Annotated in this window: 13 protein-coding genes; 3 read left to right on the forward strand and 10 right to left on the reverse strand. The window is 63.3% G+C overall.

Annotation, left to right across the window (positions count from 1 at the left end; translation table 11 throughout):
* Positions 1 to 3: 3 nt before the first annotated feature.
* Genes AC1DXU_RS26720 through kdpF form a run of 7 tightly spaced genes read right to left on the reverse strand, consistent with a single transcriptional unit; the run spans position 4 to position 8,202 of the window.
* Positions 4 to 696, reverse strand: coding sequence for a response regulator transcription factor (locus tag AC1DXU_RS26720; protein WP_477373816.1), 693 nt, complete (start codon positions 694 to 696; stop codon positions 4 to 6).
* Positions 693 to 3,428, reverse strand: coding sequence for a DUF4118 domain-containing protein (locus tag AC1DXU_RS26725; protein ID WP_477373818.1), 2,736 nt, complete (start codon positions 3,426 to 3,428; stop codon positions 693 to 695). Before AC1DXU_RS26725 ends, AC1DXU_RS26720 begins: the two co-directional genes overlap by 4 nt.
* A gap of 60 nt (positions 3,429 to 3,488) precedes the next feature.
* Positions 3,489 to 4,055, reverse strand: coding sequence for a potassium-transporting ATPase subunit KdpC (kdpC, locus tag AC1DXU_RS26730; protein WP_477373820.1), 567 nt, complete (start codon positions 4,053 to 4,055; stop codon positions 3,489 to 3,491).
* Between the two features lie 12 nt (positions 4,056 to 4,067).
* Positions 4,068 to 6,161 carry a potassium-transporting ATPase subunit KdpB gene (gene kdpB / locus AC1DXU_RS26735; RefSeq protein ID WP_477373822.1) on the reverse strand — a complete coding sequence of 698 codons (2,094 nt, stop codon included), beginning with the start codon at positions 6,159 to 6,161 and terminating at the stop codon, positions 4,068 to 4,070.
* Positions 6,158 to 6,367, reverse strand: a complete 210-nt coding sequence (locus AC1DXU_RS26740; protein ID WP_477373824.1) for a hypothetical protein — start codon at positions 6,365 to 6,367, stop codon at positions 6,158 to 6,160. The genes kdpB and AC1DXU_RS26740 overlap by 4 nt, the downstream gene beginning before the upstream one ends.
* A gap of 7 nt (positions 6,368 to 6,374) precedes the next feature.
* Entirely contained in the window at positions 6,375 to 8,078 is a 1,704-nt protein-coding gene (gene kdpA, locus AC1DXU_RS26745) for a potassium-transporting ATPase subunit KdpA (RefSeq protein WP_477373826.1), read from the reverse strand.
* Between the two features lie 34 nt (positions 8,079 to 8,112).
* Positions 8,113 to 8,202 (reverse strand): K(+)-transporting ATPase subunit F, encoded by a 90-nt coding sequence (kdpF, locus tag AC1DXU_RS26750; RefSeq protein WP_081609884.1) that lies wholly within the window; start codon positions 8,200 to 8,202, stop codon positions 8,113 to 8,115.
* A gap of 421 nt (positions 8,203 to 8,623) precedes the next feature.
* Between kdpF and AC1DXU_RS26755 the strand changes: the two genes are divergently transcribed.
* Positions 8,624 to 10,414: an NAD(P)/FAD-dependent oxidoreductase gene (locus AC1DXU_RS26755; RefSeq protein WP_477373828.1), complete on the forward strand. Its 1,791-nt coding sequence runs from the start codon at positions 8,624 to 8,626 to the stop codon at positions 10,412 to 10,414.
* 192 nt (positions 10,415 to 10,606) lie between these two features.
* On the opposite strand, the gene AC1DXU_RS26760 is transcribed toward AC1DXU_RS26755, so the two are convergent.
* Positions 10,607 to 11,833, reverse strand: coding sequence for an amidohydrolase/deacetylase family metallohydrolase (locus AC1DXU_RS26760; protein ID WP_477373830.1), 1,227 nt, complete (start codon positions 11,831 to 11,833; stop codon positions 10,607 to 10,609).
* 109 nt (positions 11,834 to 11,942) lie between these two features.
* Entirely contained in the window at positions 11,943 to 12,308 is a 366-nt protein-coding gene (locus AC1DXU_RS26765; protein WP_477373832.1) for a RidA family protein, read from the reverse strand.
* Between the two features lie 222 nt (positions 12,309 to 12,530).
* Here AC1DXU_RS26765 and AC1DXU_RS26770 point away from each other — a divergent pair, with 222 nt between their 5' ends.
* Entirely contained in the window at positions 12,531 to 13,016 is a 486-nt protein-coding gene (locus tag AC1DXU_RS26770; protein WP_477373834.1) for a hypothetical protein, read from the forward strand.
* Positions 13,017 to 13,152: 136 nt separating this feature from the next.
* Here AC1DXU_RS26770 and AC1DXU_RS26775 read toward each other — a convergent pair whose 3' ends face one another.
* Positions 13,153 to 13,383 (reverse strand): hypothetical protein, encoded by a 231-nt coding sequence (locus tag AC1DXU_RS26775; RefSeq protein WP_477319090.1) that lies wholly within the window; start codon positions 13,381 to 13,383, stop codon positions 13,153 to 13,155.
* A gap of 184 nt (positions 13,384 to 13,567) precedes the next feature.
* Here AC1DXU_RS26775 and AC1DXU_RS26780 point away from each other — a divergent pair, with 184 nt between their 5' ends.
* On the forward strand, positions 13,568 to 14,209 hold the full coding sequence (locus AC1DXU_RS26780; RefSeq protein WP_477373836.1) for a glutathione S-transferase family protein: 642 nt from the start codon (positions 13,568 to 13,570) through the stop codon (positions 14,207 to 14,209).
* The last annotated feature ends 27 nt before the right edge of the window (positions 14,210 to 14,236 follow it).

Here is a 14,236-nt window from a genome sequence, read left to right on the forward strand (position 1 = left end):
GGCCTAATCAACCTCGCGCAGGCGATAGCCGACGCCGGTCTCGGTGGTGATGTAGCGTGGCTGGTCGGGGGTCTTTTCGATCTTCTGCCTGAGCTGGCGGACATAGACCCTGAGATATTGCACGTCGGTCGAATCGCCCCAGACCTGCTTCAGCAGAAAGTGGTGGGTGAGAACCTTGCCGGCGTGCTGTACCAGGATGCGCAGGATGTCGTATTCCTTCGGCGACAGCTTTACCTCCTTGCCCTCGACCTTGACGATGCGCTTGACCAGATCGACAGTGAGATCACCGGTCTGGAACACCGGTTTCTCGCCCTGCTGCTGGAATTTGTGCCGCAGCGCCACGCGGATGCGCGCGACCAGTTCGTTCATGCCGAAAGGCTTGGCGACATAGTCGTCGGCGCCGAGTTCGAGTGCCTGGACGATGCCGGCTTCGTCGGTGCGGCTGGACAGGATGACCACCGGAATATCGAGGCCATCGTCGCGCCATTTGCGCAAAAGGTCGTGGCCGCTCATGCCGGGCAGGCCGAGATCGAGCAGGATCAGGTCCGGCCTTTCGGTCTCCACGATCTCGATCGCGGCCTTGGCGTTGGGCGCTTCGCTGATCGCATAGCCCTGGCTGCCGAGGCCGACGCGAAGCAGTTTTCTGATCGGCGGTTCGTCATCGACGACCAATATGCTGACGTTCGAATTGGTCATGGCAAATCGCCCACATCCTGGTCATCTACATTGGCGTCTTCGACATCGGGCAGTTCTGTCGGCACCGGCATCCGGATGGTGAAAACGGCACCCGAGCGGTCGGTCCGGTTTGCCGCCGCAATCGTTCCGCCCATAGCCTCGATGAAGCCACGGCAGATCGACAGCCCAAGCCCGGTGCCGGCGCGCACCTGGTCGCCTTTGCGCACCCGGTAGAAGGTATCGAAGATGCGCTCCAGATCGCCGGGCGGGATGCCCGGACCTTCATCCATGATCTGCAGGATGACGGACCCGTTGTCGACCCAGCTCTGCAGCCGGATCGTCGAGCCTGACGGCGCATATTTTGCGGCGTTGTCGAGGAGATTGAACAGCACCTGCTCGAACAGAACCGGGTCGAGCCGCAGCATCGGCAGGTCTGCGGGAATGTCTATCTCGGTCTTGTGCTCGCTGATGATTTTCTTGGCTCGACGCAGCGCGGAGCCGACAATGTCGCCGACATAGTGGAAGGCGTAGTTCGGCTCCATGGCGCCCGATTCGATCTTTGTCATGTCGAGCAGATTGGCGATGAAGCGGTTCAACCGTTCCGACTCGTCGAGCACGGTCGACAGCAATTCCACCCGGTCTTCTTCAGGAAGAGCCGGTGCGAATTCCCTCAGTGTGCCGGCCGCGCCCATTATGGCGGCAAGCGGGGTCTTCAAATCATGGGAAATGGAGGTCAGCAGCGCCGAGCGCAGGCGGTCCGCCTCGGCGGCGAGCTTGGCCCGGTCGACATCGCCAACGAGCTGGATGCGCTCGATGGCGACGGCCGCCTGGTCGGCAAGCGCATCGAGCAGCCGCTGCTGCTCCGGCGTAAGCAACGGACCTTGCTTGTCGTTGTCGAGGCCGACGACACCGACCGCCGTGCGCCCGGTCCGCAACGGCAGATAAAGGCGTTTTGCGCCCGGCAGCGTGTCGGCGCCGCGTCCGGCGGCGCGGTTGTGCTCCCAGGCCCAGAGTGCTGCGGCGATATCGGCTTCGGCCAGCGTGTCGTCGGGCGGATAGCCGGCCCTGACGGCGATCGTGCCGTTTTCGGGCAGAAGCAACACCACGCGCAGCTTCAGCATCGAGGCGATCTGGAAGGCGGTGGCCCAGAGCACGTCGTCGAGCGTGCCGGCGCCGGCGAGCTTCTTTGAAAAGAGATAGATATCCTCGGTGGCCCGTGCCCGCGCGCGGGCGGCGACCGCCTGACGCTGCACGCGCGCCGTCAGGTTGCTGGCGATGACGGCGACAACGAGGAACACGCCGAGCGCGACAATGCTCTCCGGGTCCCGGATCGTCAGCGTGTAGCGCGGCTCCAGGAAAAAGTAGTTGAAGGCAAGCGCGCTGACGAGACAGGCGTACAGAGCCGGCCAGAGCCCGCCGGTCACCGCCGATGTCAGCACCCCGATGAGAAAGATGATCGCAAGATTGCGGACGTCGAGAAACTGGTCGAGCAGGACTGCGAAGGCGAGCGAGCCAGCGACATAGGCTGTGGCCTTGAGATAGGGCCAGATCTCGAACTGCTTCTGCTCGTCCGCCGTCCTGACGTTCCGTGACGTCGCCGCGATGTCCCGATCGGTTCCGGAAATGACGTGGACGCTGATGTCGCCGGCATTGCGGATGAGGTCATAGGTCAGCGAGCCTTCGATCAGTTCGCGCCAGCGCGAGCGGGTCGGCCTGCCGATGACGATATGGGTAAAATTGTTCGCCGTCGCATGGCGAACGATATCCTGCGCGACGTTCTGACCCGGAATGGTCGTCACCTCGGCGCCGAGCTGCTCAGCAAGGCGCAGATGCGTCGCCAGCCGGTCCTTGTCCTCCTCGGACATGGCGGCCGAGCGAGGGGTATCGACATTGAGCGCCGTCCAGGGGGCACGGAGCCGGTCGGCCAGCCTGCGCGCATAGCGGACGCGGGCCGCGCCGCCCGGACGCGCGTCGACGCAGACGAGAACCCTTTCGCCTGCCGCCCACGGTCCGGGGATGGCGTGGGCCTGCATATGGATCAGCAGCTGCTCGTCGACGCGCTGGGCGGTGCGGCGCAGCGCCAGTTCCCTCAGTGCGGTCAGATTGCCAGGCGAAAAATAGTTCTCGATGGCGCGCTGGGCAGTGTTGGGGAAGTAGACCTTGCCCTCTTCGAGCCGCTTGATCAGATCGTCGGGGGTGAGGTCGATGATCTCGACGTCGTCGGCCTGGTCGATGATGGAGTCGGGAACAGTCTCGCGAACCCTGACCTTGGTGATCTGGGCGACGACATCGTTCAGGCTCTCGACATGCTGGATGTTGAGCGTCGTGTAGACGTCGATGCCGTGCGTCAGGATTTCCTGGACGTCGAGATAGCGCTTGGGATGGCGGCTGCCTGGAGCGTTGGTGTGGGCGAGTTCATCGACGAGCACGAGGGCAGGGCGCCGGGCGAGGATGGCATCGATATCCATCTCCTCGAGGATGCGGCCCTTGTAGTCGACTTTCTGGCGCGGGATGACTTCATAGCCTTCGACTAGCGCCAGGGTTTCCTTGCGGCCGTGTGTCTCTACGATGCCGATCACCACGTCGATGCCGTCGGCCAGCCTGGCGCGGCCCGACATCAGCATTTCGTAGGTCTTGCCGACGCCGGGTGCTGCGCCGAGAAATATCCTCAGGCGACCGCGCGCCTCCCGCTCCGCATGATCAAGCAGCGCATCTGGAGAAGGTCTGGTTTCGTTGCTTCGGTCTTCCGGCATCGGCATTCTTGTCAATCATGAATGGCGCCGGGGATGCTGTCGATCCCCGGCCGGTACCATTCACTCTTTCGCGCCGTCCAGCGCAAGGTTGAGCGCCAGCACGTTGACCACCGGCTCGCCCATGAAGCCGAGTTCGCGGCCCTCAATTTGGCTGTCGACCAGCGTCTTGACCTTGGCCTCGTCGATGCTTCTGGCCTTGGCCACCCGGGCGACCTGGAAATAGGCGGCTTCCGGGCTGATATGCGGGTCCAGCCCGCTGCCGGAGGTCGTGACCAGATCCATCGGCACCGGCTGGTTCGGATTTTCAGCCTTCAGCTTTTCGGCGTCGCCCTTGATGCGGTCGATCAGCTTGGGGTTGGTCGGGCCGAGGTTGGTGCCACTGGAGGCGGCGGCGTTGTAGCCGTCGCCGGCAGCCGAGGGGCGGCCGTGGAAATACTTATCGCTGGCGAAGCCCTGGCCGATCAGTTCGGAGCCGATGACCTTGCCATCCTTCTCGATCAGGCTGCCATTGGCCTGATGCGGGAACAGGGCCTGGGCGATCTCGGTCATGCCCAGGGGATAGGCCAGCCCGGTCAGGAGGGTGAAGAAGACGATCATGACGATCGCGGGTCTGATTTGCTTGAGCATGAACGTAATTCCTTATGCGAGGCCAAGCGCGGTGATGGCCATGTCGATTGCCTTGATGCCGACGAACGGAACGATGACGCCGCCGAGGCCGTAGACAAGAAGGTTGCGGCTGAGCAGTGCGCCGGCGCCGATGGCGCGGTATTTGACGCCTCTCAGCGACAGCGGGATCAGCGCGATGATGATCAGCGCGTTGAAGATGATGGCGGAGAGAATGGCGCTCTGCGGCGTTGCCAGGTGCATGATGTTGAGCGCTTGCAGCGGGCCGGTGGTCTGCCCCGGCGCGATGTAGAACACGGCGAACATGGCCGGGATGATGGCGAAGTATTTGGCCACGTCGTTGGCGATGGAGAAGGTCGTCAACGAACCGCGCGTCATCAGCAGCGCCTTGCCGATTTCGACGATCTCGATGAGCTTGGTCGGATCGCTATCGAGGTCGATCATGTTGCCGGCCTCTCGCGCGGCAACCGTGCCGGTGTTCATGGCGACGCCGACATCGGCCTGGGCAAGGGCGGGCGCATCGTTGGTGCCGTCGCCGCACATGGCGACCAGCTTGCCCTTGGCCTGTTCGTCGCGGATCAGCTTCAGCTTGTCTTCGGGTGTTGCCTGGGCCAGGAAGTCGTCGACGCCGGCTTCGGCCGCGATCGCCGCCGCGGTCATCGGATTGTCGCCAGTGATCATCACCGTGCGGATGCCCATGCGGCGCAGTTCGGTGAAGCGTTCCTTGATGCCGCCCTTGACGATGTCCTTGAGGTGGACGACGCCGAGCAGGCGTCCATCACGCTCGACCGCCAGCGGCGTGCCGCCGGACTTGGCGATCTCGTCGGCAATCGCCTGCAGGTCGCGCACGGCGTCGCTGCTTGGACGCGTGCCCTGTGTGGCTGATGTCGACTGGTTGACAAAAGCGAGCACGGAATCGACGGCGCCCTTGCGCACCGAAGAGCCATCGATGTCGACGCCGCTCATGCGGGTTTGCGCGGTGAAAGGCACGAAGGTGGCGTGCAGTGTTGCCATGTCGCGGGCGCGGATGGCGTATTTCTCCTTGGCCAGCACGACGATCGAGCGTCCCTCAGGGGTTTCGTCGGCGAGCGAGGCAAGCTGTGCGGCGTCGGCCAGTTCCTGTTCGGTGACGCCCTTGACCGGACGAAACTGCGTCGCCTGGCGATTGCCGAGCGTGATGGTGCCGGTCTTGTCGAGCAGCAGCGTGTCGACGTCGCCCGCTGCCTCGACAGCGCGGCCCGACATGGCCAGCACATTGAAGCGCACCAGGCGGTCCATGCCGGCAATGCCGATGGCCGAGAGCAGGGCGCCGATGGTGGTCGGGATCAAGGTGACGAACAAAGCGACGAGCACGGTCACCGAGATATAGCCGCCCGAGTAGGAGGCGAAGCTCGGGATCGTCGCCGTCGCCAGCACGAAGATCAGCGTCATGCCGACGAGCAGGATGTTGAGCGCGATCTCGTTCGGCGTCTTCTGGCGCGAAGCGCCTTCGACCAGCGAGATCATGCGGTCGAGGAAAGTGTGGCCGGAAGCCGCGGTGATGCGCACGCGGATCCAGTCGGACAGCACCTGCGTGCCGCCGGTGACGGCCGAACGGTCGCCGCCGGATTCGCGGATGACCGGCGCCGATTCGCCTGTTATCGCCGCCTCGTTGACCGAGGCGACGCCTTCGATCACTTCACCATCCGACGGGATGATGTCGCCGGCTTCGACGAGCACCGCATCGCCAACCTTCAGGCTGGTGCCGGGCACCAGCTTGAATTTCGTGCGGTCCTCGCCGGTCAACAGCTTGGCCTGGGTTTCGGTGCGCGCCTTGCGCAACGAATCCGCCTGCGCCTTGCCGCGGCCTTCGGCGACCGCTTCGGCGAAATTGGCGAACAGCACGGTGAACCACAGCCAGATGATGATCTGCAGCGAGAAGCCGAGATCGCCGCCGCCGGTGACGAGGTCCTTGATGAAGAGCACGGTGGTGAGCGCCGAGACGACAGCGACGACGAACATCACCGGGTTCTTGCTCAAGGTGCGCGGGTTCAATTTCCTGAAGGCGCCGCCGATAGCGGGCCACAGGATGCGGGCATCCATGATGCTGGCGGATTTTGCGTGACTCATTTTGAAGCTCCGGCTTCGCTGTTGTTGGACGGCACCGGTCGATTGGATGCCGAAAAGGGCGGCCCGTAGACCAGCAGCCAGATCACGATCATGACTGCCGCCAGGCCGAGGAATGTGGACACGCTCGGGAAGGGAGGGGGAGTTGCCTCCCCCTCAGTGTCGGCTCGGGGCCGAGCCTTGCGGCGCGTGATGTTGAACCAGCTCATGACGGTCTCAGAAGGTCTGCCCATGGATGCCGGCCAGATGTTCGACGATCGGACCGACGGCCAAAGCCGGGAAGAAAGTCAGGCCGCCGACGATCAGGATGACGCCGACCAGCAGGCCGACGAACAACGGACCGTCGGTCGGGAAGGTGCCGGCCGAGGCCGGAACCGTCTTCTTCGCCACCAGCGAGCCGGCGATTGCCAGGGCCGGAATGATGACCAGGAAGCGGCCCATCAGCATACCGATGCCGATGGTGATGTTGTACCAGGGCGTGTTGCCGGTCAGGCCGCCAAAGGCCGAGCCATTGTTGGCCGCCGCCGAGGTGTAGGCATAGAGAACCTCGGAGAAGCCGTGCGGGCCGGCATTCCCCATCGACGCCACACCGGTCGGCAGCACCACCGCGATGGCCGTGAAGATCAGCATCGCCAGCGGCAGGCAGAGAATGGCGAGCATCGCCATCTTGACCTCCTTGGCCTCGATCTTCTTGCCGAGATATTCGGGCGTGCGGCCGACCATCAGGCCGGCGACGAAGACGGCGACGACGATGTACATCAGGATGCCGTAGAGACCGGCGCCGACACCGCCGACGATGACCTCGCCGAGCTGCATGTTGATGATCGGGATCATGCCGCCAAGCGCAGTGAAGGAGCCATGCATGGCATTGACCGCGCCGCAGGACGCAGCCGTGGTGATGACCGCAAACAGCGCCGACAAGGCAATGCCGAAGCGGCTCTCCTTGCCCTCCATGTTGCCGCCGTCGATGCCAAGCGCATGGACGAGCGGGTTGCCGGCGGCTTCCGCCCAATAGCAGATGGCGACGCCGGCGATGAAGATGACGCCCATGGCGGCGAGGATCGCCCAGCCCTGGCGCTGGTTGCCGATCATGCGGCCGAAAACGTTGGTCAGCGCAGCGCCAATGGCAAAGATCGTCACCATCTGGATCAGGTTGGAGATGGCGTCGGGATTTTCGAACGGGTGTGCGGCATTGGCGTTGAAGAAGCCGCCGCCATTGGTGCCGAGCAACTTGATGGCGACCTGCGAGGCGACCGGTCCGACCGCGATGGTCTGCCGGGCGCCCTCGAGCGTCGTCGCGTTGACATAGGCGCCGAGCGTCTGCGGCATGCCGAGCCAGACATAGACCAGCGTCAGGACGATGCAGAACGGCAGCAAGAGATAGAGGGTGGAGCGGGTCATATCGACCCAGAAATTGCCGATCGATTTGCCCGACGCCCGGGCAAAGCCGCGGATCAGCGCAATGGCGATGGCGATGCCGGTGGCTGCCGACAGGAAGTTCTGCACGGTGAAGCCGGCCATCTGCACGAGATAGGACATCGTGCTTTCGCCGCCGTAGTTCTGCCAGTTGGTGTTGGTCATGAAGCTGGCGGCGGTGTTGAAGGCGAGCCCAGGCTCGACTGATGTCATGCCGGCGGGATTGTAGGGCAGGCTGCCCTGCAGCCGCTGCAAGGCATAGAGCACCAGGAAGCCGGCCATGTTGAAGAACAGCAAGGCAGCCGCATAGCCGGTCCAGTGCTGCTCCTCGCGCTCGCTGGTTCCCGAAATGCGATAAAGGCCGCGCTCAAGCGGGCCAAGAAGCGGCGAAAGCAATGTGCGTTCGCCGGTGAAGATGCGGTGCATGTAGCCGCCGAGCGGCTTCACCAGCAAAATGATGATCCCGCAAAAAACGAGGATCTGGAGCCATCCGTTGAGAGTCATTGAAAGTGCTTTCCGTGCCTGGTGCCAGGTGCTGTCAGAAGCGTTCTGGACGAACGAGGGCGTAAGTCAGGTAGGCGAGGAGGAACAAGGTCACACCGCCACCGAGGATATAATCGACAAGCATTTTGTGATCCCCGCTCAAATTCTGTCGCAGGCTTTGACGTAGGCGAAGGACAGGACGAAAAACAAAACCCCGATCCCGATGACAATGATGTCCATTGTGCTGTTCCTTACTTGCGCTTTGTACTTGGTGCCTGCAGCCGGCAGGGTCGAATTTCCATGAAATGGGCTCGCCGTGGCTTGAGCGACGGCGCCAGGAGCGTTTTGCTCGTGATGGAATATGGACCCGATCGCCATAAAGGTTCGAGACGGGGCGCAGAAGAAAGATATAAAATTCCTATAAAGATTTCCGACTGCCGCACGCCAGGCTTCGGGGTTGTTGCCAGCGGATTATCGCCACTATGCTAGGGGTCGACGAACGGCAGATAAGGCCGGGAGGTCGGGGATTTTCGCCGCGCTCGGCGTGCAGGATGAGGGAAGACCAGATGCTCGATATGGCACCATCGAAACAGGCGGCCACATGGCTTTCCGCCTTTGCGCGCGCGCTCGAAGCGGGCGACGCCACGGCGGTGACCGGTCTGTTCGTCGAGGACTGCTATTGGCGCGATCTTTTGACCTTCACCTGGAACGTCAAGACCATGGAAGGCCACGCCGCGATCGTCGCCATGCTGGACGCGACGCTGGCGACGACCAGACCAAACGCCTGGCAACTCGCCGGCGAAGCCACCTCGGGCGAAGGCACGGTGGAGGCCTGGTTTACCTTCGAGACGTCATCGGCGCGCGGCCAGGGCGTGATGCGTTTGCAGGACGGCCGATGCCGGACGCTGTTCACGGCGATGAGCGATCTCAAGGGATTTGAGGAGCGCAAAGGTCCGGCGCGGGCACTGGGTGTGCGCCACAAGGCCGATCCGGACCGCGAGACCTGGTCGGAGGCGCGGGCGCGCGAGACGCGTGACCTCGGCGCCAGCGAACAGCCCTATTGCCTTGTCATCGGCGGCGGCCAGGGCGGCATCATGCTGGGGGCGCGGCTGCGGCAACTGGGCGTGCCCACGATCATCATCGAGAGGAATGCCCGGCCAGGCGATTCCTGGCGCAACCGCTATCGCTCGCTCGTGCTGCACGACCCGGTCTGGTACGACCATCTGCCCTACATTCCGTTCCCGGAAAACTGGCCGGTGTTCACGCCCAAGGACAAGATGGGCGACTGGCTGGAGATGTACACCCGCGTCATGGAACTCAACTATTGGGTCGCGACGAAGTGCATCAGCGCCAGCTATGACGAGGTCGAAAAGCTCTGGACCGTCGAGGTGGAGCGCGTCGGCCGGCGCATCACGCTGAAGCCGAAGCACATTGTCTTCGCCACCGGCGCCTATGGTCCGCCGCGGCAGATCGATCTGCCGGGTGCTGATCGGTTCAAGGGCGAATTGCAGCATTCCAGCCAGTATTCCAGCGGCGAGAAATTCCGCGGCAAGCGGGTTGCCGTCATCGGCGCGGCAAGCTCGGGCCATGATGTCAGCGTCGATCTGTGGGAGAGCGGCGCCAAGGTGACGATGGTCCAGCGGTCGCCGACGACTGTGGTCAAGTCGGACACACTGATGGAGGTCGGCTTCGAGATCTTTTCGGAAAAGGCGCTGGCGCGCGGCATCACCACCGAGAAGGCCGACATGATCGTCGCCTCGACGCCGTTCGCACTGCTGCCGAAAGGCCAGCAGGCGCTCTATGAAATCATCAAGGCGCGCGACGCCGCATTCTACGACCGGCTGCGCGGCGCCGGCTTCGCCATCGATTTCGGCGAAGACGAGACCGGTCTGCTGATGAAGGCCTACCGCACCGGCTCGGGCTTTTACATCGATGTCGGCGCCTCGGAATTGATCATCGATGGCGAGATCGGCGTGCGCAGCGGCGTGGCGATCAAGTCGCTGACGCCGACAGGGATCCTCTTCGACGACGGCACCGAACTGGCGGCGGACGCGATCGTCTCCTGCACCGGCTATCAGTCGATGAACGAGACCGTGGCCGGCATCGTCTCGCGCGAGGTCGCCGACAAAATCGGCCCGTGCTGGGGGATTGGCTCGGGCGTGAAGGGTGATCCAGGACCGTGGCAAGGTGAATTGCGCAACATGTGGAAGCCGACCGCGCAGGAAGCGTTGTGGTTCCAGGGCGGCAATCTGGCGCTGTCGCGGTTTTATTCGAAGTTTGTGGCGCTGCAGATCAAGGCACGGATGGAGGGGATTGCGACGCCGGTTTATGGGGCGCCGAGTAGTGCACAGCGGTGACGTTCGATCTCCCCCCTTGTGGGGGAGATGGCCGGCAGGCCAGAGGGGGGCGCTGTCCCGCCGACGTCTCACCTGATTGCGACTGTATCTTCGGCCGGTCTTGTTCGAACACTGAACAATGAAGGTTGGCGTTGCTTCGCGCCCCCCTCTGCCCTGCCGGGCATCTCCCCCACGAGGGGGGAGATTGGCTAATCACCCACGCCCAAAATGCCTCGCGGCAACCTCGACATGCGTATGCTGGGCATGCGGCTCGAAACGTTCGGTCTCGTTGTGGTCAGGCGCCTCGTTTGGCCACCATGTGCCGCCGATGACAATGCCGTCTGCGACCAGCCGCTGCTCGGCGACCAGCGATGCGCCGACCGCATCGACGAAGGTGAAGCGACCCGAAATTTGCCGCAACACCGCGACGTCGCCGATGCCGCCAACTTTCAGCGCGCCGAGATCAGGTCTGGCGATCGCCTCTGCAGGTCGCTGCGTGGCGGCGCGCAGGACCTCGACCAGCGGCATGCCGAGCGCCAGCAGTTTCGACATGCAGACCAGGATGTCGAAGGCCGGACCGTCGACGCAGTAGAGATGCACGTCGCTCGAGATCACATCGGGCGCCAGCCCCTCCTTCAGCATCGCTTTGGCGACCTCGAAGTCGAACGATCCCATACCGTGGCCGATGTCGAAGATGACGCCGCGCTCGCGCGCCAGATGCATGTCGGGGCGCACCGCCCCGGAAGCGAAGACCGGTGCGTTGGGAAACGGCCGGAAACAATGGGTGAGGATGTCGCCCTTGCGCAGACGCGGCAGCACTTCCGAGCGGCCGGGCGGCGGCTCGTCGATATGCGCCATCAGCGGCATGCCTGACTTGTCGGCGGCCTCGAGCGCCAGATCGACCGGCGCGATACCGCTGGTGCCGCCGGCATGCTTGCCGGAACGGACTTTCACGCCGACGACGACATCGGCGTGCTCGCGCACCGCGGCGACGACCTCGCGTGGTTCGCAGAGCCCGAGGTCGCTGCATTCGCCGACCGACACGGTCTGCGAGAAGCCGAAGATGCCGGCAAACGAGATGTTGACGTAGGCGAGGATGCGAACTTTCGAGCGTTCGATGACATGGCGGCGAAAACCGAGGAAGTTGCCGGCGCCGGCACTGCCGGCGTCGATGAAGGTGGTGGTGCCGCTCTTGGCGGCGAGGCGGTCCGCATCGACGCCGAGCGAGGTGCCGCCCCAGTAGACGTGGCTGTGCAGGTCGATAAGGCCGGGCGTGACGATGCAGCCGGCGGCGTCGATGACGCGGGCAGCGCGCTCGGCAGGGATGTCGGTGTCGATCGCCGCCACGCGGCCATTGGCGATGGCGAGATCGCGCGGCGCGTCGAGGCCGGATGCCGGATCGATGAGCCGGCCGCCTTTTACCAGGAGATCGAATTGCATCGGCGCCTGCCTCCGTTGATCTTTTGTTTGAGCATGATCTCTGGACAAAACGGTTCCCGTTTTTGTCCGAGAAAACCGGTTTCCACTTTTCGGGATCATGCTCTTGCTCTCAGACCGGCCTGTAGGCGACGGCCTCGACCTCGATCTTGATGTCGATCATCAGCCGCGATTCGACAGTGGTGCGGGCCGGCGGATTCTTGGGAAAATGCCTGGCATAGACAATGTTGAAGGCGCCGAAATCGCGCGCGTCCTCGAGCCAGACCGTGGTCTTGACGACATCGTCCATGGTGCAGCCGGCCAGCGCCAGTGCTGCCTTGATGTTCGAGAGCACCTGCTCGGTCTGCTCAACGATGCCGCCGTTGACCACCAAGCCGTCGCTGCCGACGGGCACCTGGCCGGAGACGTAGACGAAATCGCCGGCCCGCACGGCCGGGGAGAGCGGGACATGGGATGTTCCAAAACACTGTTTGGGCAAGGAATGGCCTCCTGTCAGTCTTGTCGGGAACGCCTGCGATCCCGTTTCCTCCGGACCCTCTACGCCTCTCCGGCTAATCCTCATAGGGGCCCCTGTAAGGAAGCAACATTTTTCGAAATGCGTGTTGCTTTACGACAAACGGCACAGCATTTTGCGCGCCGCTGGCGGATCGCGTTCACGGCGCATGGCGGTTGGCAAACGTCCAGGCAGGAGAGACGAGGAATGACCTACGACAAGAATCCGTTTCCGGCCGGTGATGCCGATCGTCACGCGCTTTGGGAGATGCTGGTGCGGCGCGACATCGACGCTTTCATCAGCCAGGACTGGTCGATGGTCGAGGACGATTTCGTTGCGGCAAGCTTCTTTGGCATGCACGCGCATTTCCTCAGCGATGCCGACGCGTGGCGGCTGCAGTTCCCGACGCTGGCGGCCTATCGCGACGAGTGGCTGCGCCAGGCCAAGGAGACGGCGGCGACGGCGTTTGCCGAACCGCTGCGCGAGGCGATTTTCCGTGTCACCAACATGCGCGACATCGATGTCGACGGTGACCGCGCCGTGCTGCACAAGAAGTTCAACGGCTCCATCGCCAAGGCCGATGGCAGTGTCGACCGGCTGAAATGGCAGACGCTCTACTTCTGCACGAAAGTCGCCGGCCGTTGGAAGATAGCAGGCTTTGTCGGCTACATGCCGCATCCCCTGGGCAGCTAGAGCAATTCCAGGAAAAGTGTGAAACGGTTTTCCCGGGAAAAGCGCGTAGCGCTTTCCCTTGGGAATTGCGTTAAACTCAGGTCGAACGGCCCAATCGGGGTATTCGTTCCAAATAAAGCTGTCGGGCCAAATAAAGCTATCGGGACCGATGGTCGAATACGACCCCCATGGTCCTACCAATTGCCGTCATGACGATCAGCTCGACCAATTCGTCGTCGCTGTCCTCGCAAGCCGGAGCACTGCGGCGGACGGCGTCCAGTGTTGCCCTGGTCGATATGGTGTCGCCGGCGCGGAATTTTGAAAGTGCAGATGAAACAAGTTGTTGGGCTGTCAGGTCAACGACAGCCACCCTCGGCACGACGTTCATTGGCCTCCTCCTGCCATGAACCCTCCCCCATTTGAATGATACGCCGAACGGCGGATTGCGCCAGCGGAATGGTGGTCCGACCAGAGAGATTGGCGACACGCTGCCGCCAAATCTGTTCAGCCGATGAAGGCGCGATCTTGTCTGTGATAGAGTCGAGCCGATCCCGTCCAGGACTGGCCTCGAGATGAAACTGTTCTTCAGCCGCAATCCCAATCCTCGCCTCGCGGTCGCGGTGGCGCGCTATCTTCAGGCCAAGGTCGAGTTTGAATTCGCCGCACCCATGGCGCCGGGGCAGGCCGAGCGGTTTCGGCCGCTCAACCCCAACCTTGCATTGCCCATACTGGCAGGTTCGGGAGGCAGCCTGTGGGAAGCCGACGCCATAGCCTGCCGGCTGTCACGCGACGCGCGGTCGGATTTCTGGCCCACCGGCGACGACGAGCCCGAGATGATCCGATGGCTGAGCTGGGGCAAGGAAAACTTCGTCAGGGCTTGCGACACCGTGCATTTCGAGCGCGGCACCAAGCAGCGCTACGGACTTGGCCCGATTGATCAGAAGCTGATCGAGGAGGGGCTGGGACAGTTCCGCATGGCGGCGGCGATCCTCGAAGCCGAGCTTGTCGACCGGCAATGGCTGGTCGGGACGTCGGTTTCCTATGCCGATTTCCGCATGGCGACGTTCCTGCCCTTCAACGATGTCGCCGGATTGCCGCTCGATGACTATCCATCCGTCCTCGCCTGGTATCGCCGGCTCGAAGCCATCGATGCCTGGCGCGATCCCTTCGACGGGCTGGAGGCGCCGCTTTTGCCGCCGGTGAAGCCCGCTTGATGCACCTTCCCTCGGGGTAGGGGGCTG

The organism is Mesorhizobium sp. P3_A10, from assembly GCF_056403175.1.

What these genes read in the sequence shown, in the direction of transcription:
- AC1DXU_RS26720 (WP_477373816.1), bottom strand. Translation starts at nt 696, where the DNA reads ATGACCAATTCGAACGTCAGCATATTGGTCGTCGATGACGAACCGCCG.
- AC1DXU_RS26755 (WP_477373828.1), top strand. Translation starts at nt 8,624, where the DNA reads ATGCTCGATATGGCACCATCGAAACAGGCGGCCACATGGCTTTCCGCC.
- kdpB (WP_477373822.1), bottom strand. Translation starts at nt 6,161, where the DNA reads ATGAGTCACGCAAAATCCGCCAGCATCATGGATGCCCGCATCCTGTGG.
- AC1DXU_RS26740 (WP_477373824.1), bottom strand. Translation starts at nt 6,367, where the DNA reads ATGAGCTGGTTCAACATCACGCGCCGCAAGGCTCGGCCCCGAGCCGAC.
- AC1DXU_RS26780 (WP_477373836.1), top strand. Translation starts at nt 13,568, where the DNA reads ATGAAACTGTTCTTCAGCCGCAATCCCAATCCTCGCCTCGCGGTCGCG.
- kdpC (WP_477373820.1), bottom strand. Translation starts at nt 4,055, where the DNA reads ATGCTCAAGCAAATCAGACCCGCGATCGTCATGATCGTCTTCTTCACC.
- AC1DXU_RS26725 (WP_477373818.1), bottom strand. Translation starts at nt 3,428, where the DNA reads ATGCCGGAAGACCGAAGCAACGAAACCAGACCTTCTCCAGATGCGCTG.
- AC1DXU_RS26760 (WP_477373830.1), bottom strand. Translation starts at nt 11,833, where the DNA reads ATGCAATTCGATCTCCTGGTAAAAGGCGGCCGGCTCATCGATCCGGCA.
- kdpF (WP_081609884.1), bottom strand. Translation starts at nt 8,202, where the DNA reads ATGCTTGTCGATTATATCCTCGGTGGCGGTGTGACCTTGTTCCTCCTC.
- kdpA (WP_477373826.1), bottom strand. Translation starts at nt 8,078, where the DNA reads ATGACTCTCAACGGATGGCTCCAGATCCTCGTTTTTTGCGGGATCATC.
- AC1DXU_RS26770 (WP_477373834.1), top strand. Translation starts at nt 12,531, where the DNA reads ATGACCTACGACAAGAATCCGTTTCCGGCCGGTGATGCCGATCGTCAC.
- AC1DXU_RS26775 (WP_477319090.1), bottom strand. Translation starts at nt 13,383, where the DNA reads ATGAACGTCGTGCCGAGGGTGGCTGTCGTTGACCTGACAGCCCAACAA.